Source organism: Microbispora sitophila (assembly GCF_014892245.1).
Taxonomy (GTDB): domain Bacteria; phylum Actinomycetota; class Actinomycetes; order Streptosporangiales; family Streptosporangiaceae; genus Microbispora; species Microbispora siamensis.
Genome location: NZ_JADBGC010000008.1, coordinates 94239 through 117237 on the forward strand (window position 1 = coordinate 94239; position 22999 = coordinate 117237).

A 22999-nucleotide genomic window follows, 5' to 3' on the forward strand; every position below is an offset into this window, starting at 1 on the left:
ACCCGATGCCGGGCACAGCACTGGCTAGTGCCGGTCACCCCGCGCCGGTGACGGCTCGGCGCGGGTCGCGCGGTCGAACAGCTCGAACAGCTCGTCCGCGCAGACGCCGGGATCGAGGCCGTCGACGACCCGCTCGGCCATCGTGTCGATGGACGCGCGCAGAGCCGCCGCCATCACGGTGCAGTCGAACGTCCGGAAAACCCCCGTACGCTGCCCGTCCGCGAACAGGTCCACCAGCCTGGCTATCGCGGCGTCCCGCTCCCGGCCGCCGACGGGAGCCTTGTTGAAGGCGATCTGCTGCACCGCGCGCACGTGTGCGGGGTGACGGGCGACGAAGGCGATGTTCGACCTGATGAACGCCTCCAGTTGGGCGCGGGCTCCGGTCGCGGCCTGCAGCGCCGGACGCATGAAGGCCGCGGCGTCGGCGACGACCTGGTGGACGACGGCCTCGAAGAGCTGGTCCTTGCCGGAGAAGTGGTAGGTGATCAATCTCTTGCTGCTGAGCCCGGCGTGTTCGCAGATGGCCTCGAAGGTGGTCTCCGCGTAGCCGCGCTCGGCGAGCACGGCGATCGCGGCCGAGGCGATCTGAGCCTTGCGTGCCTCGGTGGCCGTCCGGCGGGTCCCAGGGCTTCTCATGTCACCTCAGCTTGCCACCCTTGGGGTACGCCGCACGCACGGCACGACGGTTGACGATCAGCGCGACGGCGGCGACCAGGACGCCGACCACGCCCTGCTCCGCCTTCATCCACACCGGGTATCCGCTGTCGGGCGCGAGCAGGATGAGCACGATGCCGATGGGGGCGGCGATGCTGACGAAGCGGATGCGCACGTAGGCGGATCGCCTGCCGCGCGCGGCCTGCCCGGTCAGGGCGACGAGCCAGGCGGATGCCGCGGCCACCGCGGCCCCGCGCACCCACACCACCCAGGTGCCGCCGACGACGGCGGCCACGCCGAGTGCGGCGATCGAGATGACGAGGACGGCGATGAAGAGCGCCCGCACGGGAGTCCAGACCGACTTCTTATCCATGCGGATAAAATTATCCGCCCGGATAAGAATGTGCAACCCTCCTGGAGGACCGGGCAGGTCAGCGTGATGCGGGGAAGGCGGCGCGTGATCCGGACCCGTTGAGGAGGAAAGCGACCGCGACCAGGGGCAGGGCGCCTATGGCCTGCATCACGGCGTACCACGTCGGGCAGATGCCGGGGATCAGGTCGACGCCGATGATCGCGATCGGCATGACGACGGTGACGGTGCGCATGCGCTCGTAGCAGCGCCGCGCTCCCTGTGAAGCACCGACGATCTGCCGGTGGAGCGCCGGGGCGATGGCGAGCAGTATGACCGCCCGGACCCACATGAACGTGGTCACCGTGTGATCGATGATCGACAGCGCGGCAACCGTCGCGAGTGTGATGGCGCAGATCACGCCGTAGAGGGTGACGCATTTCTTCGCCATGTCGAAGGCCTCGTGGGTGCGGGCGTCGTCGATGGTGGTCATGTCCTTCTTCCTCCTTCTCGTCGTGGTCTCGACGCTACGGAGCGGATGGGCGGTGCGATATCCGTCTGGACGTACGGGGGGGGTGGGGCCAGACCTACTCCGGGGCCGATCCGGTGGGGACGGGGCCCGGCGCGGTGCACAGTGGTTACACCAGCCGTACCGGCCGGATCGGCGCATTGCGAGACATCTCGGGGAACCGGGGTCATGAAGCGCGAAGGAAGAATGATGCGACGACTGGTGTCGTGGGTGGCGAGTGCCGCCGTGGGGTTCGTGCGAGCGTGCGTCGTGCTGGTCGTCAGCATGCCGGTCCCGGTCGTGTGGGCCGCCGCCGTGGGGCTGTGGGTCTGGTGGTGGGACGGCAACCCCTGGCCGGGGATAGCGCCGCTCCTGTGGGCGTGCATCGGCACGCTCGCCCTGGCCCGCCCGGTGTGCCGAATGACCCGCTCCATCGTGGCGAAGTGGACGGGCACCGTCATTCCCGCCGGTTATCGGCAGGCCGCGCCGGTGGTGCGCATGTCGACCGGGTACTGGTGGAACGGATACTCCTACGAGCGCACCAGCCGGGACGCTCGCCGGGACCAGAGGATGCGGCTCTGGTGGAGCGATCCCGCCACCTGGCGCGACCTGCGGTTCGCGGTGATCGCACCGTTCACCATGGGGGTGATCGCGGCCGTCCCGCCGGCCGGAGTCGTGGCGGCGGTCGCCGGGTTCAGCCACCCGGCGCTCTCCACGCGTCTCCTCGGGGTGTTCGGCGTGGCCGTGGCGATCGGCACCGCCCCGTACGCCTGGCGGCCGGTCGGGCCGGTGGCCGTCCGCTTCCTGCGGCCGTCGCCCGCGATGGCGCTGGCGGACCGGGTCGACGAGCTGACGGCCCAGCGCGCGGACACGACGGTCGCGCAGGCCGCCGAGATCCGCCGCATCGAACGGGACCTGCACGACGGAGCGCAGGCGCGGCTGGTCGCGCTCGGGATGTCCTTGGCGACCGTCGAGAGGCTGATGGAAGCCGACCCCGACCGGGCAAAGGCGCTGCTGCGGGAGGCGCGAGCCGGGGCCGCCACGTCCCTGACCGAGCTCCGCGACCTGGTCAGGGGCATCAGCCCGCCGGTGCTGACCGAGCGCGGGCTGGTCGACGCCGTTCGCGCTCTCGCCCTGGACAGCCCCCTCGAAGCCGCTGTCAGCGCCGACCTCGGGCTGCGCCTGGACCCGCCGATCGAGTCCGCCCTGTATTTCGGAATCGCCGAACTGCTCACCAACGCGGCCAAGCACGCCCGTGCGAGCCGCGCCCGGATCTCCATCGCCGGCGACGGCACCGGCATCGTCGTCGACGTCGAGGACGACGGCGTGGGCGGGGCCGGGGTGCGGGCAGGCGGCGGACTCGACGGGCTACGCCGCCGCCTCGCGGTCTTCGACGGCACCCTGGAGATCACCAGCCCGGCGGGCGGCTCGACCCGCGTGAGAATGGTTGTGCCATGCGAATCGTTGTAGCCGAAGACCTCTACCTCCTGCGCGACGGGATGGTCCGCCTCCTGGAGGCGTACGGACACCAGGTGGTGGCGACGGCGACCACCGGGCCCGAGACGCTCGACGTGCTGCTGACACAGCGGCCGGACGTCGCGGTCGTCGACGTCCGCATGCCGCCGACCCAGTCGGACGAGGGCCTGCGGGCGGCTCTCGACGCCCGCCGCCGGCTGCCCGGACTGCCGATCCTGATCCTTTCCCAGCACGTCGAACAGCTGTACGCCCGCGAACTCCTGGCCGACGGCGCCGGCGGCATCGGCTATTTCCTCAAGGAGAGCGTGTTCGACGCCGACCAGTTCATCGACGCCCTGGAGCGGGTGGCCGGTGGCGGGACCGCCATGGACCCGGCCGTCATCGCCAAACTGCTGTCCAGCGGGACCTCGAACCGGCGACTCGAACGGCTCACGGAACGCGAACACGACGTGCTCGGCCTCATGGCGGAAGGGTTGTCCAATCAGGCCATCGGACAGCGGCTCTTCCTCAGTGAGAGCGCCATCAGCAAGTACACGACCTCCATCTTCGGCAAGCTGGGCATCACCGACGACGGCAACAACAACCGCCGGGTCCTCGCCGTCCTCACCTACCTGAACAAGCCCTGACGTGCCTCCCTAGACCGGCCGGGGCGGGCGTTGCGGAGGCGTGACGACGATGCCCGCCGAACGCCCCGGCTTGCCGACCACCGCCGGCAAGGGCGTTTGGTCACGTCCGAAACGTGCCGGTGCCCGCCGCCTCCTCACTGCTTGGCTGGTGCACGCTCTCCATCCGCACCTGGCCGAACGGACCCATGTCGACCACCACGCTCACCCGGCCCCGCTCGCCTCTCATCGGCTGGCTCGCCGTCACCTCGCTCATGCTGGGCATCTTCGCCATCGTCACCAGCGAAATCCTGCCCATCGGCCTGCTGCCCGCCATAGGCGCCGACTTCGGCATCTCCGACGGCACCACAGGGCTGACCATGGCCTTGCCCGGTCTCGTCGCCGCGGTCGCCGCGCCTACCGTCACACTGACCACCGCGCGCCTGGACCGCCGTGTGATGCTGTGCGTCCTCATGGGGGTGCTCGCCGCAGCCGACGTGCTGGCGGCAGTGGCGACCTCCTACTGGATCGTTCTGGTCTCCAGGGTGCTCGTCGGCCTCACGATCGGCGGCTTCTGGTCCATCGGGGCCGGGCTGGCCGGCCGTCTGATGCCGCCGCACGCCGTCGGCACCGCCACCGCTGTGATCTTCTCGGCCGTGCCGTTGGGCTCGGTGCTCGGCGTACCGGCCGGGACCTTCATCGGCAACGTCGCCGGCTGGCGGACCGCCTTCCTGGTCCTGGCCGTGCCGGCACTCCTGGTCCTCGCGGCCCTGATACTGCTGCTGCCGCCGCTGCCCGCCCATCAGGTCACCAGCCCTCGCGTCCTGCTCGACATGCTGCGCACCCGGGGTGCCGCCATCGCCTTGCTGGCCACTTTCCTCATCGTCTTGGCCCATTTCGGCACCTACACCTACGTCACACCTTTCCTCCAGAACGTCACCGGCCTGCCTCCCGCCGCCGTCAGCGCCATCCTGCTGGCGTACGGCATCGCCGGAATCGTCGGCAACTTCCTGGCCGGCAAGGGCACAGTCACGCGGCTGCGAACGGCCTTCGTGACCTGCGGCTGCCTGATCGCGGTCACGACCCTGCTGCTGCCCTCGGTCGGCGGCACAACCATCGGCGCCGTGATGTCACTCGTGGTCTGGGGCTTGGCTTACGGAGGCGTACCCGTCTGTTCGCAGGCATCGTTCATCGCCGCCGCCCCTCGCACGCCCGAAGCCGCGACGGTCGTTTTCACCTCTTCCTTCCAGGCGACCTTCGCCCTCGGCGCGTTCCTCGGCGGACGCGTCGTCGACGCTTTCTCGGTCTCCACCGTGATGATCTGCGGCGGGCTGACCGCTCTCCTCATGGCGGCATCCCTGTGGTCACTCGGCAAACCCCGCTGACTCCTGTGGGCGCCGGGGGCGGGCGTTGCGGAGGCGGATGCCGCTCCAGCCCAGGGAACTCGCGGTCACCGCGTCCCAGAACGGCCAGAGGTTGTCCAGCAGCCTGAGCTGGATGCCGGCCTCCTCGTGCAGTCGCAGCAGGTCGCCGACGGGTTCGGGCGGCCCGAGGGGTTCGACGGGCTCGGTCGCCACCACCGCGTTCGGCACCGGCTCGCCGAACGGCACGAACTTCTCGGCGGGGAAGCGGTAGGCGTACAAGCGGACGGTCAGGAACGCCTCCAGCCAGCGGTACTCGATGGCGTGGACCCGCTCGCCGCAGCCCGGCCCGATGATCCGGTCGCGATCGGCGTCCGTGGAGTCGGGCGTCGTCCACGCCATGGCCCGGGGGCACTGGCGGGGGAACCAGTAGTCGGCGCAACGCTCGGCCGTCACCGCCCAGACGTACGCCTCCGGCTGCCGCGCCGTGGCCGCCACGTGCGGAACGAACCGGGTGATCTCGGGGTCCTCGGAGAAATGCAGCACCTCGCCGGGCTCGGGTCGCATGTGCTGTGTCTACCACCTGGCTGCTCCCCGGCGGGGGCGACCGCGGCCGGTTCGGGGGTTTCAGACGAGCCGGATCGCGGCGGTCTCGGCCGGGACGAGTTCGCCGACGACAGGCGCGCCGGGGACCTCGCCGGCGACCAGCAGGCCGCCCGAGGTCTGGGCGTCGGCCAGCAGGAGCAGGTCCTCCTCCGCGTACCGGCCTGGGTCGAGGTGGGGGTGCACCCAATCCAGGTTGCGGCGGGTGCCGCCGCTGACGTAGCCGTCGCGCACCGCCTGCCGCGCCCCCTCCAGATAGGGCACGGCCGCCACGTCGACCACCGCCGTGACGCCGCTCGCCCTGGCGAGCTTGTAGAGGTGGCCGAGCAGGCCGAATCCGGTCACGTCGGTCGCGCACCCGGCCCCGGCCGCCAGCGCCGCCCTGGAGGCGTCCCGGTTGAGCGTCGTCATCACCTCGATCGCCTGCGGGAACACCTCGCCGGTCGCCTTGTGCCTGGTGTTGAGCACGCCCACGCCGAGCGGTTTGGTGAGGGAGATCGGCGTCCCCGCCCGTCCCGCGTCGATGCGCAGCAGCCGGTCCGGGTCGGCCAGGCCGGTGACCGCCATGCCGTACTTCGGCTCGGGGTCGTCCACGCTGTGCCCACCCGCGACGTGGCAGCCCGCGGCCCGTGCCACGTCCAGGCCCCCGCGCAGCACCTCCCTGGCGAGGTCCATGGACAGCGTCTCCCTGGGCCAGCCCAGCAGGTTCACCGCGACGACCGGCTCGCCGCCCACCGCGTACACGTCGGACAGTGCGTTGGTGGCCGCGATCCGCCCCCAGTCGTACGGGTCGTCCACGACGGGGGTGAAGAAGTCGGCGGTGGCGACGACCGCCCGGCCGCCCTCGATCCTGACCACGGCCGCGTCATCGCCGTCGTCCAGCCCGACGACCAGCTCGTGCGCGTACGCCGAGGGGTTCGGGGCCACGAGCCCGGCCACGATGCTCTCCAGCTCGCCCGGGGGAATCTTGCAGGCGCAGCCGCCTCCGTGCGCCTGCTGGGTCAGCCGGATTCCGGCCCGCTCCACCGTCTCGGTCATGCCGCCCCGTCTCGAGTCGATCCTCCGCCTACGCCGCCACCACGGGGGCGCCGCCCCGGTCCCTACCCCGTTCCGGCTACGTTTCTCCCTGGAGGTGTGTGGGTGCCTGGTGGCCCCCGCGGTCTTCAAAACCGACGAGGCCGAGGTCCTCGGCCTGGCGGGTTCGATTCCCGTCCACCTCCGCTCACCATCGGCCCTCGTACATCAAGCCTCCGGCCCCGCCTCCCACAACGCGGACATCGGAAGCGCCCGCATCCGATCCCCGAAGGGGAGTGCCTCCGGACCCGCATATAGGACGTATCCGGCGATTAGCCGGTCGCCGAGCTTGCGAGCGAGGTGCTGGAGCCCCCGAAAGTCCTCGCTGCGAACGGTCTCCGCCGCTTTCACCTCGATACCGACGATCTCGCCGGATGCCCTCTCCAGCACCCCGTCGACTTCCACTCCATCGCGATCTCGATAGTGGTAGAGCCTGACCGGTTCCTCTGTCCAGGTGAGTTGGCGGGCCAGCTCGCCGAGGGCGAAGTTCTCCAGGAGAGGCCCGATTGGGGCGGTGAAGTCGGTGGTGCGGGCGGGAGTGAGCCCGGCGAGATGAGCCCCGAGACCGGAGTCCACTACCAGCAGCTTCGGTGTCGCGATGGCGCGAGTGGTGGCGTTGGAGGACCATGCCGGAATCCGCCGGATCACGTAGACAAGTTCGAGTAGGCCGACGTACCGCTTGGTGGTGGTGTACGGCAATCCCAGATCACGGCCTATGTTGTCGATCACGGCCAGGCCGCCCATCCGGCCGCACAGGATGTTGAGCAGGCGACGCATGTCCGCGGGACGTTCGATGTCGGAGACCTGTCTCACGTCACGATTGATGAGATCTGAGATGTAGGACTCGAAGAAGCGGGCCCTCCTTCGATGTGTCGGCCGGTGGACTGCTTCCGGATAGCCTCCTCTCAGTGCGCGGTCCACGTAGTCGACCCGTCGAAGGCGTGTTCTCGGAACCTTGATATCAGGTCCGTGCCGAAAGGCCGCGTCGATGAACGCATCTGCGCTCCGCTCGATTTCCCCCTGTGAGAGCGGCCACAACTCGATTGTCTCGGACCGGCCGGGTAGTGCATCGGGGAGATCTCGTAGACCCAGGAGTCGGGCGGAGCCGGTCAGCAGGAAGCGCCCTGGCCGAGGATCGGCGTCGACAACGCTTTTGATCGACAGAAGCAGCTCAGGTACGCGTTGGATCTCGTCGATGAGCAGAAGACCATCGTGGCGCACGATGCCATCCGGATCCTGCCGGGCGGCAGCACGTACAGCGGCTTGATCCAGGTAGATCTCCCGAGCCTTGGGCGAGCGCCGTACGATCGCTTTCGCCAGAGTGCTCTTGCCGACCTGGCGTGCGCCGTTGATGACGACTACGCGAGTATCCGCCAGTGCCTCCAGCGCCATGTCTTCCGCACGCCTGGGGAAGAGCGTCAGCTCATCGATATCCACCAGTTCAGGATAGGTGATCGGGCTTCGCCGTGGTGGATCTGCCGAACAGCTTGTGGTGGATCTGCCGGTCACCTCGTGGTGATTCTGCCGACTAGCTTGTGGTGGATTTGCCGAATGGCTTGTGGTGGATCTGCCGGACATCTGTGGTAGATCTGCCGAACATGTAGCGGTGGATCTGCCGGACGGTCGGCTACTTTCAGCGGGCGACGGCTAACGTTCCGTGCTCCGCAGCGGACCTGTTCGCCGAGGAGTCCTGACTCGTCCGCCATGGGACGGCACCGGCTCTATTCCTGACGGGACGAGCGGGAGGGCCTCCTCCTGGCCGTGTAGGCGGCGATCGCGAACAGGAGGGCCGCGACGACGGCGATGAAGAACGTCGGGTTGACGCGGTTCGAGAGACCGTGGTCGGCGACACCCTGCAGAACTCCCGCGATGAGGGAGAGCCGGGCGGCGGCGAGGAACTCCGGTCGCCCGCGTGCAGGGCGGACGCCGAGCAGCAGCATGACGAGCAGAGTGGGCAGGTAAGTGGTGATCGCCTCGGCCCGGCCGAGGCCGAGCAGCATGAGCACGGTCGCGGCGGCGCCGAGGACGAACGCGACGAGGGCTCGGGCGTCGCGTCGCTGCTCGATGCCGCGGACGATGAACAGGCAGAGGCAGGCGACCGTCACCACCATCGCTCCCCACCACTGCTGCGTCTCCCCTGGGTCGTAGGTGATGCGATCAGGAGAGGCCAGGTGGGCCGCGATCACCGCCACCGCGACCAGGCTGACGATGCGCTCCCCGCCCCATGACCACCGCGTCGTTTCCGGTGCGCCCTCCAGCATGACGACCGCGAAGATGAGCAGGGTCCCGGTCACCGCGATCCACACGCTCCAGCCGCTGCTGTACCTGTCCGCGTAGAACGCGAGCAACGCCAGCATGACCGCGCCCAGACCGGCCGCGAACCCGAGGGTGATCTCCCGAGCCCGTCCCTTCGGGGGAAGCAGTCCCGTCCCGAGGGCGGCGGCCACCAGCAGCCACTGCCAGAGCGTGGCGATCGGATCCAGCCGTGGGAGCGCCGCGCTCGCCAGCAGGAAGGCCGCCAGAAGGGCGGGCATCCGGAGGTTCAGGGCTGGGTCGCGTGACCGGAACGCTCGGAGGACGCGGTTCCGTATCCCCGCCGTACCCTCGGACGGGTCCGGCGATGCCGCCGTCGCCGTGGCGGAGACGGATGACGCCTGCTGTCCTACCGGGGACAGCGTGGTCGGGGACATTCCGGTACGGGGCGGCGCGACCGATCGGCTCGGCATGCCTTCGCCAGGGGCGACGACCACCCCCGGAACCGGTTCGGCGCGGTCGTCCGCGGGGCGGGTGGGTGCGGACGAGGCAGGCTCGCCTGTAGCGGCACGGACGGAGGGCGCGGGAGGTGCGGATTCCGACGGCTCTGGCTCCGGCGATACCGGCACGGAATGGGAAAACTGCGACATCGGCGCGGGAGGTGGAGACCCTGACGGCGATGCCGGCACCGCTGTCCTGCCACCGGCGAGGGCCTCGGCGGCGGCCGTGGACACGGTGCGGCTGTCGTCGTCGGCGAGCTCCTGCAACGCCAGCCGTGCCGCCAGGGCGAGACCCTCGTGCCTGCTCCTCAGCAGGCGCCGCAGCTCCTCGACCGCCCCGGCACGGACCCTGGGAATGGGATTCTCGATGACCGTCTGGAGCTCCGCCGGCAGGGGAGAGGGCACGGTGACGGGACGGGCACGCCGCGCGACGTAGAGATCGCCCTGCAGGTCGAACGCCCACCTGCCCGGGGTCTGACCCGGTGTCGTCTGCCGGACCTTGTCGTAGACGTAGTCGTACAGCTCGTCGATGCCGACGTAGCCGTCCTGATCGCGGTCGGCGTCCCCGGACTCCAGCCCTTCCACGAGGGCACGGGTGAACACCGACGGCGCCTGCTCCTGGGCGTCGGCGAGCTCGGTGCCGTCGAAGGCGTACTCCATCGCGTTCGACGCCGTGATCACCACCCGGCCGCGACCGCCGAACTGCTCCTCCACGTGCACGCCCATGCCGGCGCGCGGCAGCGCGCCTCGTGCCCACGCTCCCGCGTAACAGCAGTCGAGCAGCAGGATCATGCGCCTGGACCGGCTGCGGCTCATCCTGCGGCTGACGAACTCGGCCGAGACCGCGGTCGCCCCCAGGCGGTTCAACTTCGTGGTGGGCGTGGCGAAGTACAGCTCTCCGTTGTCGTCCTTCACGCCGTGACAGGAGAAGTGCAGCAGCAGCACGTCGTCGGGGGCCCGGTCGGTGAAGAACTCTTCGACCATCTCGCTGACCACGTGCGTGGGCTCGTTGAGCAGCGTCCGTACGTGGAAGCCGCCGATCGCCGGATCGCCGAGCACGCGGGCCAGTGCCTCCGCGTCGTGCGCGGGAGCGCGCAGCCGCCGCAGCCCCGGATCGCGGTACTCGTCGCCGGCCACGATGAGAGCGCTCCGGGTCCCGGCGGGGGCGTGAACGCCGCCCTGCCGAGCACTCTCGTGCCGCCGCACCCAGAGATCGGTCAGCCGGCGTTGCTCACCGGACGGCACACCGGTCAGCTCGATCGCGTCGCCGTCGATCGTGAGCTTCGCCGACCGGTGCTGGTCGCGGGTCAGCCAGGCCGTCACCGCGGTCACGACCGCGGCGAGCAGTTCCGTGCCCGCGAGGGAGACCACCAGACCGCCGAGGGTGAACGACAGGACCGCCCTGGCGCCGGGTGGCGGCGGCGCCCCCCGCTCGGCCTGCGCCGTCGCCACGTCGATCTCCAGCAACTCCGCACGGAGCCGGGCCGTCAGGTCCTCCAGTTCGTGGGGGTCGGCGTTCTCCTCTGCGATCTGGATGGTCAGCCGTGTCGTCTCAGCGGCCATTGTGGCTCCCTCGCACGTACGGCCGGTTCCCTGCCGATGCAGTGTCGGCCGGGCGACCCAGGGGAGGAAACAGCGCGGTCCACTCAGCGGACCGGGCGTCAGGTGCGGCCGAGATTGCGCGTGATCTCCCGCGACGCGCGCAGCACGAGTTCGGTGAGCCCGGCCGGCACCGTCGGCCGCACCGCGAGCGCGCTGACCGACGCGACGATCTCGCCGTCCGGGCGCCGGACCGGTACGGCCACGCAGCAGACTCCGGGAAGGACCTCCTGGTGATCGGCGGCGACAGAACCCGACCGGCGGAAGGCCGCCTGGGCCCGCCGCCATTCGGCGAGCGTGAACCCCGGCGGCACCGTGTCGCCGTCCGGTCTCTGCATCAGCAGCACCCGGCCCGCGGCGGTCGCCTCGGCCAGCTCGGAGCCCGGCAGGACCGGCGGCACCTCCCTGATCTCTCCCCGGGCCGCCGTGATCACCCTGACCCGGTCCTCTTCCAGCACGGTGAGGAACGTGACGGTCGTCGTCAGCGCGGACAGCAGGCGTACGGGTTCGCGGGCGGCGGCCTGCAGCCGCGGGTCGGGCTGCCAGGCGCCGCCCAGGCGGGCGAGCCGCCGCCCGACGAAGTAGCGCTGCCCGTGCTGTTGCACCGCGCCGAGGTTCGCGAGCTGCCGGAGCAGGCGGTAGGTGGTCGCCTTCGGCATGCCGGCGTCGCGGGCGAGCTCGGACAGACCGGCTCCCTCCTCGGCCGCCGCCAGGACGTCGAGCAGGTGGAACGCCCCTTCGAGCACGCCGCGTCCGTTGGCTGTCCCGGTTCGAACCGCCGGTTCCCGGCCGGGACCGGCGCCGGCGTGGTCCCGCACGTCCATAAGGATTCCCCTCCCGAGGCGGTTACCAGGAACTCGCGGAGGAGGAGCCCACCGTTACCGCCGGGACCGACAGAAGGGTGTCACCGGCCGGAGGGGCGGGGGAGCAGGGCGGGGCCGGGGCGCCAGTCGCCGAGGTAGTCACCGGGGGTGTGCTCGGCGGCCTGCTCGGGGGTGAGCTGTGGCCGGTTCTCGGGAACGGGGATCGCGGCGCCCGGGCCGATGTCGTGGAACTCGCCGAATCGCGCGTCCTGCCAGTGATACCCGGAGGTCATGTCCACGTACGGCGTGGCCGCGTCGATCGAGGAGCCCATCCAGGTCTCGCGTACGACCAGCGACGGGAGGGCGGTCGGATCGCTGCTGGGCCGCCAGGGCCGGGCCAGGCCGAAGGACGCGTCGGCCGCGGTCCCGTTGATCACGCATCGCACCGCCAGATAACCGCGCGGGTTGGCGGCGGCCGTGCTCGGCGCGAACACGAAGCCGTACGGACGGAACGTCACGTCCCTGGCCAGGGTGCTCAGCTCGCACCGGTCGAAGACGGCGGTGGCACGGCCGAAGACGAAGTCGACGTCCCCCTCCATGTGGCACTCGCGGTAGTACTGCCGCGCGAAGGAGGTCAGGGCGCGGGTGTCGGCATACAGCGTGTCCTGGTGGCCCAGGAAGCGGCACCTCTCGAAGTACGACCGGTCGCCCATGACCTTGGCCGCGACCGCCTGGGTGCCGGTGACGTCCGGGTGGTCGGCCCGCAGCCAGTCGTTGGCGAACGTGACGTGCGCGGCGGTGAAGCCGTCGGCCTGGATCGTGGTGGTGGCGCTGCCGCTGGTGCCGTACGTGCCGCCCTCGGGCTTGGGCGTGCCGGCCGCGTTGCCGTAGACGATCACCACGTCGCGCGCGTCGCCGGTCGCCCCCAGGAAGCACAGGCCGGTCTTGGCCTGCGGCACGAGGACGGTCTCCCGGTAGGTCCCGGCCGCGATCACCAGGGTCCAGCCCTCGGCAGGGGCGTCCGGGGTCGCGCCGACGGCGGCCTGGACGGTGGTGTGGTCCCCGCGTCCCAGGGCGTCCACGTAGAGCGTGCGGTCGTTCAGCCGGCGCCGGGGCGAGCCGTACCGGCCGAAGGGGAGCACGTGGGCGGCGCGTGCGGGCGGCGCGACCGCGAGTCCGAGGATCGCGGCGGCCCCGCCGGCCAGCACCTGCCGGCGGCCGATCTGGGGGGTCAGGGACGACATGACGGCTCCTCTGGTCACATATGCGAACTAATTCCTCACATGCGAACAGCAGCACCGTAAGATCCGCCTCCGGCCCTGTCAACGACGGCCGGAGACGCCTGGGGCGGCAGTCACAAGGCGGTGCCAAGTGATCTCCAAGCCGGATCGGACAGCATGGCCCGTCTTTCAAGAGCAACGACTCCCCGTGAACAACGAAAGGGACCCCCGATGAGATGGACGGCGACGCTGCTGAGCGCCACGCTGCTCGGCAGCCTGCTGACCGCCCCTCCGGTGCTCGCGGCCCCTGCTCCCATGACGGCCCCCACATCCGAGTCGGCCGCCGCCAGGCCGGCCCCTGTCGTCAAGACGGCCGTGGCCGGGGTCAAGGCGAGCCCGGCCACGAGATCCGGCGCCTGCCCCACCACTGTGGGCTTCTCCGCCGTGGTGGCGGCCAAGGGGAAGGGAACCGTGCGCTACCGCTGGGTGCGCGGCGACGGGAGCAAGGGCGCCATCAGGAGCTTCCGCGTCAACGGCGCGCGCAAGGTGGTCGTGCGGGACCGGCAGACGTTCGACCGCAGCACCTCCGGCTGGCAGGCAGTGGAGATCCTCGGCAAGAAGGGACTGTCGGCCAAGGGCCGATTCGACGTCGGGTGCACCGGCGCCGTCGTGATCTGGGACACCGCCCATCCGCTGCCCGCAAGGCCGGGCGCACCGCTGGTCGCCGCGGCCGCGGTCAGCGCGAGCCCGGCGACCTACCGGGGAGCCTGCCCCACGACGGTGACGTTCACGGGCACCATCCAGGTGTCGCGTACGCCCGCCACGGTCTACTACCGGTGGATCGACGGCGGCACGGGGGAGGGCCGGCTCGAGTCGCTCTTCTTCGCGGCCGGCGGCCCGCGCAGCCGGCAGGTCACGCTCCCGCTGGCCGTGGGCAGCTCCACCGCGGGCTGGAAGGCCATCCGCATCGTCAACGCCGGCGGCCACGACTCCGGGCGGGCCGCCTACACCGTGACCTGCACGACCACGCCGCCGACATCGCCGGGCCCGTCGGCTCCGCCCAGCCGGTCGCCCAGCCCGTCGCCTTCGCCCCGTCCGTCCACGAGTCCGAGTCCGTCCACGAGTCCGAGTCCGTCCACGAGTCCGACACCGCCGCCCGTGCAGACGCCGGTGCCGCAGATCGCCGACCTCACGCCGGGTGACTACGAGGGCAGCTGCCTCGAACCCGTCGCGTACCAGGCCACCGGCCGGATCTCGCTCCCGGCGGGCGCGGCGCAGAGGGTCAAATACCGGTGGAGCCTCGACGGCTCCGCGTGGCAGGAGCAGTTCGCCGACTTCCCTGCCGGTGACCAGCCCCGCGTGCAGAACGTGTCCGCGACCTGGAGCCTCGACTCAACCCGGAGCGGCACCCACACCCTCGGCCTGCAGGCCGAAGGCGGCTCCGCCCAGCCGGCCCAGCGTACGTTCACCTTCACGTGCGTGGCCGAGGGCGGCGACGCCAACCTGACCTTCGAGTACATGCTGGCGTCCCAGTTCACCGGTCAGTGCGACGGCTCGTTCAGCCTGCGTGCCGACGCGATGGTGATGACGGACCGCGACGCGGAGGTCACGTATCGCCTGGTCGTCGACGGCAAGCCGGGTGTGCTCAGGACCGCCCAGCTCAAGCCGGGCGTACGGAGCAAAATCGGCGACTTCTGGTACAGCAACGCGAGGTCCAGTGGCTCCGGAGTCGTCCGCCTGGAGATCCTGAACCACAACAAGCCCGCCAAGCAGGCGCCGTACAGCTGGACGTGCGTGGCGGCGGACCCCTCGCCGGGCACGGTGCAGATCACCGAGATCGAGCCGCTCGGCTATTACGGGGACTGCGTCATCGCCCCCTACCTGACGGCCTTCGGCGAGTTCAAGGCGCCCGCCGGGACGGAGATCACCTACCGCTGGGTGATCGACGGCGTCGACCAGCAGACCTTCACCCACACGATCCCGGAGAGCGGCGTGCTGGGCATCCAGGCCTGGAGTTGGACGCGGGCCGAGAAGACCGACGGAACGGTCAAGATCGAGGTCCTGAACCACAACAAGCCGACGGCGCAGGCCGCCTATCCCATCCACTGCCAGAGCTGACGAAGAACCAGGGCACGCCGTTGGTCCCCTGCCCGGCGTGCCCTCGGGCGCACGGCCCGGCCTCGCGGGCCGGGCCGTGCGCCATCGCTGTAATTTGAAGTGTGGATCCACGGAGGCGGGTGCCGCGCACCGACGCCGTGCTGGCCGATCCGCGACTGGTCGCCGCCGTCGAGCGGCTCGGCCGTCCGGCGGTCAAGGACGCGGTCGCGTGCGCGCAGCAGCGGGTGCGGCAGGGCGAGGTCGAACCGGAGGACGTCGCGGACGTCGCGCTGGCGGCGCTGCCGCGCCACGCCACGAGCCTCCGTCCTGTGATCAACATGACCGGCGTGCTGCTCCACACGAACCTGGGCCGTGCGCCGCTGTCCCCGGCCGCCGTCGAGGCGGTGACGGTGGCGGCGGGGGCGACCGACGTGGAGTTCGACCTGGCCACGGGGGCGCGGGCGCGCCGGGGACGCGGCGCGGTCGAGGCGCTCGCCCGGGCCGTGCCCGAGGCCGGGGGCGTCCACGTGGTCAACAACAACGCCGCCGCCCTCGTGCTGACCGCCACCGCGCTCGCCGCCGGGCGGGAGATCGTGATCAGCAGGGGTGAGCTGGTCGAGATCGGCGACGGTTTCCGCATTCCCGACCTGCTCGTGTCCACCGGCGCGCGGCTGCGCGAAGTGGGCACGACCAACCGAACCGCCCTGGCCGACTACCGGGACGTGATCGGGCCGCAGACGGGGTTCGTGCTGAAGGTCCACCCGTCGAACTTCAGGGTCGAGGGCTTCACCGGCTCGGTCGAGGTGTCCGAGCTGACCGGGCTGGGGGTGCCCGTGGTCGTCGACATCGGCTCCGGGCTGCTCGACCGCGATCCGCTCCTGCCCGAGGAGCCCGACGCCGTGAGCGTGCTGCGGGCCGGCGCCGACCTGGTCACCGCGAGTGGCGACAAGCTGCTCGGCGGCCCGCAGGCGGGCCTGCTGCTCGGCCGCCGCGACCTCGTCGAACGGCTCAGGCGGCACCCGCTCGCGCGTGCGCTGCGCGTGGACAAGCTGACGCTGGCCGCGCTCGAGGCGACGCTGCGAGGCCCGGAGCCCCCCGTACGGCTGGCTCTCCACGCCGACCCGATCATTCTCGGCGAGCGCGCCGAGACGCTGGCCAAGGCGCTGTGCCAGGCGGGCGTGGACGCGGCGGCCGTGCCCGCGGAGGCGACCGTGGGCGGGGGCGGAGCCCCCGGAGTGCGCCTGCCGAGCATGGCCGTGAGCCTGCCGGAACGGCTGGCCGTGCCGCTGCGGCGGGGCGAGCCGCCGGTCGTCGGCCGGGCCGAGGGGGGCCGCCTGCTGCTCGACCTGCGTGCCGTGCCGCCGGAGCGGGACGGCGAGGTCCTGGAGGCCGTCCTGAAGGCGGCCGGCTGATGCACGTCGTCGCCACGGCCGGACATGTCGACCACGGGAAGTCGACGCTGGTGCGGGCGCTGACCGGGATGGAGCCCGACCGGCTGGCGGAGGAGCGGCGGCGCGGGCTCACGATCGAGCTGGGTTACGCCTGGACGACGCTGCCCTCCGGGGAGCGGGTGGCGTTCGTCGACGTGCCCGGGCACGAGCGGTTCCTGGGCACGATGCTCGCCGGGGTCGGCCCGGTACCCGCCGTGATGTTCGTCGTCGCCGCCGACGAGGGGTGGATGCCCCAGTCGGAGGAGCATCTGGTCGCGGTGCGCACCCTCGGCGTACGGCACGGCCTGCTCGCCGTCACCCGCGCCGACCTGGCCGACCCGGCGTCCGCGTTGGAGGACGCGCGTGACCGGCTGGCGGAGGCCGGGCTGAGCGCGGTGGAGGCCCTGGCGGTGAGCGGGCGCACCGGCGAGGGCCTGGACGGGCTGCGCGCCGCCCTCGACCGGCTGGTGGCGGCGCTGCCCGCGCCCGATCCGCGGAGCCCCGTGCGGCTGTGGATCGACCGGGCCTTCAGCGTGCGCGGCAGCGGGACCGTCGTGACCGGCACGCTGCCCGCCGGCCGCGTCGAGGTCGGTGACGAGCTGGAACTGGACAGCGAGCCGGTGCGGGTGCGCGGCCTGGAGTCGCTGAAGGAGCACGTCGAGTCGATCACCGGGGTCGCGCGGGTGGCGCTCAACCTGCGCGGGCGGATCGCGCCGCAACGCGGGCACGCCCTCGTCACGCCCGGCGCCTGGACGACGACGAGCCTGGCCGACGTGCGCGTGACGATGGCGGAAGGCGCCCGCGGGCCCCTGCCCGCGCGGCTCACCGCCCACATCGGCTCGGCGTCGGTGCCGTGCGAGGTGCGCCCGCTCGGCCCCGAGGCGGCCCGGCTGCGCCTGGCCCGGCCGCTTCCCCTGCACCTGGGAGACGCGCTGCTGCTGCGCGACCCGGGCCGGGGGCAGGGCGAGCTGCGGGTGCTCGCGCGGGCGACCGTGCTCGACGTGCGGCCCCCGGAGCTGCGCCGCCGGGGGGCGGCCAGGGAGCGCGCCAAGGCGCTGGCGGACGCGTCGGCCGACGCGGCCTCCCTCCTGCGTACGCACCTGCTGCTGCGCGACGGCGAGCTGGTCGCGATGGGCTGCCCGCCCGGAGGACGGCCGGTGGCCGCCGGCTGGCACGCCGACCCCGATCACTGGTCGAGGCTGTCCGCCCGGCTCCCCGAGGTCGTACGGCGGTACGCCGCCGACCACCCACTGGAGCCCGGGATGCCGGTGGAGGCCGCCCGCCACGAGCTTGGCCTGCCCGACCGCCGGCTCGTGACGGCGCTCGTACGGCCGCCGCTGACGGTGGCCGACGGGCGGATCACCACGACGGGCCGCGTCGTGACCGGGACCGCGGGGCTGCCCGCTCCCGTCGCCCGGGCGGTGCGGGCCCTGCTTGACGACCTGGCCAAGGCCCCGTTCCAGGCGCCGGAGGCCGGGCGGCTGGCCGCGCTGGGGCTCGGGCCGCGCGAGCTGGCCGCCGCCGTACGCGCCGGGGCGCTGCTGCGCGTGGCGGAGGGCGTCGTGCTCGCGCCGGGCGCCGACGCACGCGCGGCGACGCTGCTGGCCCGGCTGCCGCAGCCGTTCACGGTCAGCCAGGCCAGGAGCGCGCTCGGCACCAGCCGCAGGGTCGCGGTGCCGCTGCTGGAACACCTCGACCGCAAGGGCCTCACCGAGCGGGTGGACGAGGTCCACCGCCGGTCAATGTGAGGCGACGTCGCGCTTGCCGGCGGCGGGGTTGCCGGGGTCGACGCCGAAGCTGATGATCCGCTGCGGATGGACGCGGATGATCGGGCCGGACAGTGGGGCGTTCGAGTCGGCGGGCTCGGCGAGCGCCTCGCCGTGCCCGCGTATCTCCAGGCAGCGCACCTGCCAGGGATCGACGGACGGAACGTCGTCCACGACGAACGCCACCTTGCCGTTGGCCAGCACGTTGCGGAACTTGCGGCTGGCCGCCATGTCGCGTCCGCCGATGTCGATCGTCCGCAGCTCGGGGTTGTAGCGGAACCCGACCGGACTCACCTGGAGCGTGCCGTTCGGGTGGAGCGTGGCCAGGCGTCCGATCCGCTGACCGTCGAGGTACTCGATTTCGCGCTCTGTGAAGATCATGACCTCATCCTATTCAAGTGGTTGATTGACATTTGTCATTCAAGCACTTGATTGGCTAGGGTGCGCGCATGGCTTCAACAGCGCGGCGTGCACCTCAGGAGCGGGGGAAGGCGGCAGAACGGACCCGCGAGCGGATCCTGGAGGCGGCGGTCGAGGAGTTCGGTGCGAAGGGGTACGCCGGAGCCCGTACGGCCGCCATCGCGGCGCGAGCCGGCGTCAACCAGCAGCTCATCTCGTACTACTTCGGCGGTAAGCAAGGGCTCGTCGAGGAACTGCGGCGCAGGTGGGCGCGGGCGCAGCAGAGCGTGACGCCGCCCGGCGCGACGTACGCCGAGAGCGTGGCGGCCCATCTCGACGCGACGCTGGACAACCCGGACTGGTCCCGGCTCGTGGTCTGGCAGGCGCTGGGGGACAGCCCGGCCGCCGCGGGCGACGACGAATGGGCGGCGGCCCAGCGGGCCCGGCTGCGCGAGGCGGTCGAGCGGACCCGCCGCCGCCAGGAGGAGGGCGAGATCACCGGAGAGCTGGACGCCGAGTTCGTCCTGCTCGTCGCCTACGCGCTGGCCTTCGCGCCCATCGCGCTGCCCCGGATGGTCGAGGGGATCGTCGGTGCCGATCCGCTGTCCGAGGACTACCGCGAGTGGGTCGTCGGCCAGCTCGCCGCGATGACGAGAAGAGACTCATGAGCAGGGGGGTCCTGTTCTCCGCCCACGGCTCGATCGCCTACCGGCCCGCCGCGCAGCGGATCGGCATCCGGCGGCCGAGCACCCAGCGCTCGGCGGTCCGGCTCGGCGGGCGGGCCGCGCCGTGCGCGAAGGGCGACCCGAAGGTGGGGATCGTCAGCCCCCGGTGACGGTGGCGATGAACCGGTCCACCGCCGTGGCGACCGCGTCCGGCGCCTCCACGGGCAGCAGGTGCCCGCTTCCGGCGACGACGTCCAACCGCGCATGGGAGATGTGGGGCAGCAGGTGGTCGCGGAGCACCTGCGGCGGCTCGACCCGGTCGTGCTCGGCGGCGAGCACCAGCACGGGAGCCTCGATCGCCCGCGCGGCGGCGGTGACGTCGGCGGCGATGCCGTGGAGGGGCCACTCCCGGCGCGCGGCGTCGTCGGCGGCCAGGCTGTCGCGCACGATCGCCTCGCGGACCGAGTCCGGGATCCTGGTGGCGGTCAGGGCGGTGTCGAGGGCCTGCTCGACGGTCTGCGCCGAGTCGTAGGCGCCGGCGAGGAATCGCCTGTAGTCAGGTGTGACGGTGGCGGGAGGCTCGGGCGGCGCGGGCGCGACCAGCACCAGACCGGCCAATCCGGCCGGACGCCGGGCGGCGGCCAGTTGGGCGACCTTGCCGCCCATGGAGTGCCCGACGAGCACGTATCGTTCCAGGCGCAGCTCCCGCACCACGGCGGCCAGGTCGTCGGCGAGCCTCTCGAGGCCGTACGGGCCGGGCAGCCCCCGCGACGCGCCCCACCCGCGCGGGTCGTAGCGGACCGTGCCGCGTTCGCGCGGCAGCCGCTCCACGACCGCGTCCCAGGTCGCGGCCGAGCCGCCCCAGTAGGGCAGGAACACCGCCGTCGGCGTGCCGCCTCCCCGGTGGCGCACCTCGATCGTGCCGCCCGCCACCGGGACGCTCTGGGTTGTGGAAGTCGCCGTTGTGAAAGTCGTCGTCATCATGTCCTCCGATCGATGGCACGAGCAGGCCTACGTGAGCGGGGTGTCGCGCCCTTCGGTGCCCCTGTCGTGCCGCGGTACGGAGAAAACGCTAGGGTGGCGGGCCGGTGAGATCCCGGTCGAAAGGCGCTCGGTGCTTGTGGAAAACGGTCAGCTTCCCGGTGTGCGGCAGCTCCGCTACGCCCCGGCGCCGGGACCGGACTTCGGCGTCGAGGTGCTCGGCTTCGACACGCTGCGGCGCATGGACCCCGACGGCCGCCGGGCAACCCCCCAGCGTCCCGACTTCCACGTCCTGGCTCTGATCCGCTCCGGGCGCGGCCGGCACACGGCGGACTTCGTGGACCATCCGCTGGGTGAACGCACCGTCGTGTGGATCCGCCCCGGCGTGGTGCACCGCTGGACCGACGTCGACCGGGTCGACGGGTCCCTCGTGCTGTTCGAGCAGGGCGTCCTTCCCCCGGCGGGACCCGCGGCGCAGGCCGCGGCCGACGTCTTCGCCCCTGCGACCTGGCGGGCCGGCGAGGGCGCCTGGCCCCTCTGCCTGACCGCCGCCGACCACCTGGGCAGGGAGCACGCGGCCGCCCTGGCGGATCCCCGGACGGCGTCGGCGTCGATCCTCGCCCACCTGCTCGCCGCGCTCGTGCTGCGGGCGGTCCCCGAGACGGGTTCCGCACCGGGCTCCGACGGCCCCGAGCACGAGGTGTTCCGCCGGTTCCGGGCCGCGGTGGAACAGTCGTTCGCCACCTGGCACCACGTGGCCGACTACGCGGGCCCGCTCGGTTACACGCCCCGCACCCTCACCCGGGCCACCCGCGCGGCGGCAGGAGTGGGCGCCAAACAGTTTCTCGACCAGCGGATCCTGCTGGAGGCCAAGCGGCTGCTCGCCCACACCGACCTGTCCGTCGCGCGGTGCGCGCAGCGGCTGGGCTTCGACGATCCCGCCAACTTCACCACGTTCTTCCAGCGTCAGACCGGCCTGCCGCCCAGCCGCTGGCGGGACGGGCACAGCGGGCGTCACGCCCTGAGCTCACCACCGAGGGGAGAGGAGGGATAGCCCGGCACCCCGCCGCGTACCCTCCACGGCTCGTGGACCAGGTCGTCGGGCAGCGACGCGAGCTCGGGGACGTAGCGCCGCACGTACTCCCCCTCCGGGTCGAACCTTCTGGCCTGCCGCAGCGGGTTGAGCGTGCGGTAGGGCCGGGTATCGTTGCCCGTCCCCGCGACCCACTGCCAGTTGCCGCAGTTGTTCGGCATGTCGCCGTCGATCAGCCACTCGGCGAAGTGTTCGAGCCCGGCCCGCCAGTCGATCGCGAGCCGTTTGGTCAGGTAGGAGCCGGTGATCAGGCGCACCCGGTTGTGCATCCAGCCCTCGGCGCGAAGCTGGCGCATGCCCGCGTCCACGATCGGAACCCCGGTCGCGCCCTCCCGCCAGGCGGCCTCCGCCTCCTCGTCGCGCCGCCACCCCACGTCCCTCGGCCGGTAGTCGCGCCGGCCCATGTCCGGGAATGCGTCGACGACCTGGTAGTGGAAGTCGCGCCAGCACAGCTGCCTGACGTACTCCTCGCCGCCCGGCCGCTCACAGGCGCGGTCGACCACCTCCGACGGCGACACGCAGCCGAAGTGGAGGTAGGCGCTGAGCATCGAGGTGCGCCCCGCCATCCGGTCGCGGGTCTCGGCGTAGGAGGCCAGGTCGTCGCCCACCCACCGCTCCAGGCGCCGCCGTGCCTCGCTCTCCCCGCCCCGCACGATCCCGTACGGCTCGGGGGACACCCCGGGCAGGACGCCGGCATCGATGCCGGGCGGCAGGCACAGGCGGTGGGGCGCGCCGAGGACCGGCCGCCGCGCGGTGGCCGACCAGGCCCGCCAGTACGGCGAGAAGACCCGGTAATGGCTCCCGCCACCGGGTCGCAGCGCGCCCGGGGGCACCACGGTCACGCCGGGGAAGAGGCGGAACTCCAGCCGGTGGGCCCGGCACTCCTCCGCCAGGCGCCGCTCCCGCCGCCGCGCCAGCGGGCTGACGTCCTCGCTCGCCCAGATCGCCGACGCGCCCGCCTCCCCGGCCGCCCGTACGGCGTGCGCCACCGGGTCGCCGTGCCGTACGAGGAGGTCCCCGCCGAGCGCGCGCAGGGACGACCGCAGGTCGTGAAGAGACGCGTGGAGGAAGTCGCGGCGGTGCCGGGCCCGGATCGCGGGATCGAACACGAACAACGGAACGACGTGCCGGGCCACGGCGCACGCCTCGGACAGCGCCGGGTGATCATGGATTCGCAGGTCCCGGTTGAACAGCACGACGACGGTCTCCACGCGTACCTCTTCGCCGTCGATCGGGCCGATGGTTGCGGCTCCCGAGTAAATCGCGAGATCGTTTCGTCGGGCGGCGGGGGTGTGCTTCACACCGAGACCGGGCGTGCGCGTCCTGTAATGCCGAAAAAGCATGGAAAGCTGGTTATTCCCCGTAAATATGAAAGCTATTCACATCGGATGTGGCTATCGGATGACGCGCGAAAGGCGGGCGCGGAAACTCTGTCGCCGCCGAGTGCGTCCGATGCGTGGAAACAGAATGAAAGGCCAGGTCATCCGGATACTGAAGTGGGGAGGTCGGTATGATCCGCAACTTCTCCAGACAAGTCGGGAGACGATAACGGCACCGCGACTGGGC

The 22999-nt window shown here is 71.9% G+C and carries 20 protein-coding genes, 1 tRNA gene and 1 pseudogene; 10 read left to right on the forward strand and 12 right to left on the reverse strand.

The features are described 5' to 3' along the window. Positions 1 to 24: 24 nt before the first annotated feature. The 3 genes from IL992_RS16320 to IL992_RS16330 are packed head-to-tail and all read right to left on the reverse strand — an operon-like array spanning position 25 to position 1496. The gene (locus IL992_RS16320) at positions 25 to 636 is read right to left on the reverse strand and encodes a TetR/AcrR family transcriptional regulator (protein ID WP_193204205.1); all 612 of its coding nucleotides are present in this window, start codon (positions 634 to 636) and stop codon (positions 25 to 27) included. Between the two features lies 1 nt (position 637). Continuing rightward, complete coding sequence (locus tag IL992_RS16325) at positions 638 to 1027, reverse strand: hypothetical protein (protein ID WP_193204206.1); 390 nt, start codon at positions 1025 to 1027, stop codon at positions 638 to 640. Between the two features lie 58 nt (positions 1028 to 1085). Then, a complete protein-coding gene (locus IL992_RS16330; protein ID WP_193204207.1) occupies positions 1086 to 1496 on the reverse strand; it encodes a hypothetical protein in 411 nt (136 codons plus the stop codon). Positions 1497 to 1721: 225 nt separating this feature from the next. Between IL992_RS16330 and IL992_RS16335 the strand changes: the two genes are divergently transcribed. From IL992_RS16335 to IL992_RS16345, 3 genes are all read left to right on the forward strand, one after another. Further along, complete coding sequence (locus IL992_RS16335) at positions 1722 to 2981, forward strand: sensor histidine kinase (protein ID WP_193204437.1); 1260 nt, start codon at positions 1722 to 1724, stop codon at positions 2979 to 2981. Next, positions 2966 to 3613, forward strand: a complete 648-nt coding sequence (locus IL992_RS16340) for a response regulator transcription factor (RefSeq protein WP_193204208.1) — start codon at positions 2966 to 2968, stop codon at positions 3611 to 3613. The genes IL992_RS16335 and IL992_RS16340 overlap by 16 nt, the downstream gene beginning before the upstream one ends. A gap of 113 nt (positions 3614 to 3726) precedes the next feature. Beyond that, on the forward strand, positions 3727 to 4974 hold the full coding sequence (locus IL992_RS16345; protein ID WP_319018593.1) for an MFS transporter: 1248 nt from the start codon (positions 3727 to 3729) through the stop codon (positions 4972 to 4974). Here the strand turns inward: IL992_RS16345 and IL992_RS16350 are convergent. Further along, complete coding sequence (locus tag IL992_RS16350; RefSeq protein ID WP_193204209.1) at positions 4954 to 5517, reverse strand: DUF6886 family protein; 564 nt, start codon at positions 5515 to 5517, stop codon at positions 4954 to 4956. The genes IL992_RS16345 and IL992_RS16350 overlap by 21 nt on opposite strands. 60 nt (positions 5518 to 5577) lie before the next feature. Next, positions 5578 to 6591, reverse strand: coding sequence for a selenide, water dikinase SelD (gene selD, locus IL992_RS16355; RefSeq protein WP_193204210.1), 1014 nt, complete (start codon positions 6589 to 6591; stop codon positions 5578 to 5580). A 90-nt stretch (positions 6592 to 6681) separates the two neighbouring features. Between selD and IL992_RS16360 the strand changes: the two genes are divergently transcribed. Then, a tRNA-Sec gene (locus IL992_RS16360) sits at positions 6682 to 6775 on the forward strand. Between the two features lie 206 nt (positions 6776 to 6981). Here IL992_RS16360 and IL992_RS16365 read toward each other — a convergent pair. The 4 genes and pseudogenes from IL992_RS16365 to IL992_RS16380 all read right to left on the reverse strand — a co-directional run. After that, positions 6982 to 8205: pseudogene (locus IL992_RS16365) on the reverse strand (ATP-binding protein); the annotation flags it as partial. Positions 8206 to 8348: 143 nt separating this feature from the next. Further along, positions 8349 to 10943 carry a caspase, EACC1-associated type gene (locus tag IL992_RS16370; protein ID WP_193204211.1) on the reverse strand — a complete coding sequence of 865 codons (2595 nt, stop codon included), beginning with the start codon at positions 10941 to 10943 and terminating at the stop codon, positions 8349 to 8351. 98 nt (positions 10944 to 11041) lie between these two features. Beyond that, a complete protein-coding gene (locus IL992_RS16375) occupies positions 11042 to 11803 on the reverse strand; it encodes an IclR family transcriptional regulator (RefSeq protein ID WP_226873122.1) in 762 nt (253 codons plus the stop codon). An 80-nt stretch (positions 11804 to 11883) separates the two neighbouring features. Then, the gene (locus tag IL992_RS16380) at positions 11884 to 13026 is read right to left on the reverse strand and encodes a pectinesterase family protein (protein WP_193204213.1); all 1143 of its coding nucleotides are present in this window, start codon (positions 13024 to 13026) and stop codon (positions 11884 to 11886) included. 207 nt (positions 13027 to 13233) lie between these two features. Here IL992_RS16380 and IL992_RS16385 point away from each other — a divergent pair, with 207 nt between their 5' ends. The 3 genes from IL992_RS16385 (at position 13234) to selB (ending at position 18277) form a co-directional block, all read left to right on the forward strand. Beyond that, complete coding sequence (locus IL992_RS16385) at positions 13234 to 15120, forward strand: hypothetical protein (protein WP_193204214.1); 1887 nt, start codon at positions 13234 to 13236, stop codon at positions 15118 to 15120. Between the two features lie 101 nt (positions 15121 to 15221). Beyond that, positions 15222 to 16511 carry an L-seryl-tRNA(Sec) selenium transferase gene (selA, locus tag IL992_RS16390; protein ID WP_193204215.1) on the forward strand — a complete coding sequence of 430 codons (1290 nt, stop codon included), beginning with the start codon at positions 15222 to 15224 and terminating at the stop codon, positions 16509 to 16511. After that, on the forward strand, positions 16511 to 18277 hold the full coding sequence (gene selB, locus IL992_RS16395; protein WP_193204216.1) for a selenocysteine-specific translation elongation factor: 1767 nt from the start codon (positions 16511 to 16513) through the stop codon (positions 18275 to 18277). The genes selA and selB overlap by 1 nt, the downstream gene beginning before the upstream one ends. Here the strand turns inward: selB and IL992_RS16400 are convergent. After that, the gene (locus IL992_RS16400; RefSeq protein ID WP_193204217.1) at positions 18269 to 18676 is read right to left on the reverse strand and encodes a PPOX class F420-dependent oxidoreductase; all 408 of its coding nucleotides are present in this window, start codon (positions 18674 to 18676) and stop codon (positions 18269 to 18271) included. The genes selB and IL992_RS16400 overlap by 9 nt on opposite strands. Positions 18677 to 18744: 68 nt before the next feature. On the opposite strand from IL992_RS16400, the gene IL992_RS16405 reads away from it, so the two are divergent. Both IL992_RS16405 and IL992_RS16410 read left to right on the forward strand, forming a co-directional pair. Beyond that, on the forward strand, positions 18745 to 19362 hold the full coding sequence (locus IL992_RS16405; RefSeq protein ID WP_193204218.1) for a TetR/AcrR family transcriptional regulator: 618 nt from the start codon (positions 18745 to 18747) through the stop codon (positions 19360 to 19362). Beyond that, on the forward strand, positions 19359 to 19529 hold the full coding sequence (locus IL992_RS16410) for a hypothetical protein (RefSeq protein ID WP_193204219.1): 171 nt from the start codon (positions 19359 to 19361) through the stop codon (positions 19527 to 19529). Before IL992_RS16405 ends, IL992_RS16410 begins: the two co-directional genes overlap by 4 nt. Here IL992_RS16410 and IL992_RS16415 read toward each other — a convergent pair. Next, the gene (locus IL992_RS16415) at positions 19516 to 20343 is read right to left on the reverse strand and encodes an alpha/beta fold hydrolase (protein ID WP_226873125.1); all 828 of its coding nucleotides are present in this window, start codon (positions 20341 to 20343) and stop codon (positions 19516 to 19518) included. The genes IL992_RS16410 and IL992_RS16415 overlap by 14 nt on opposite strands. Before the next feature lie 160 nt (positions 20344 to 20503). On the opposite strand from IL992_RS16415, the gene IL992_RS16420 reads away from it, so the two are divergent. Further along, a complete protein-coding gene (locus IL992_RS16420; RefSeq protein ID WP_319018595.1) occupies positions 20504 to 21394 on the forward strand; it encodes a helix-turn-helix domain-containing protein in 891 nt (296 codons plus the stop codon). Here IL992_RS16420 and IL992_RS16425 read toward each other — a convergent pair. Further along, positions 21355 to 22644 carry a cryptochrome/photolyase family protein gene (locus IL992_RS16425; RefSeq protein ID WP_319018596.1) on the reverse strand — a complete coding sequence of 430 codons (1290 nt, stop codon included), beginning with the start codon at positions 22642 to 22644 and terminating at the stop codon, positions 21355 to 21357. The genes IL992_RS16420 and IL992_RS16425 overlap by 40 nt on opposite strands. Between the last annotated feature and the right edge of the window lie 355 nt (positions 22645 to 22999).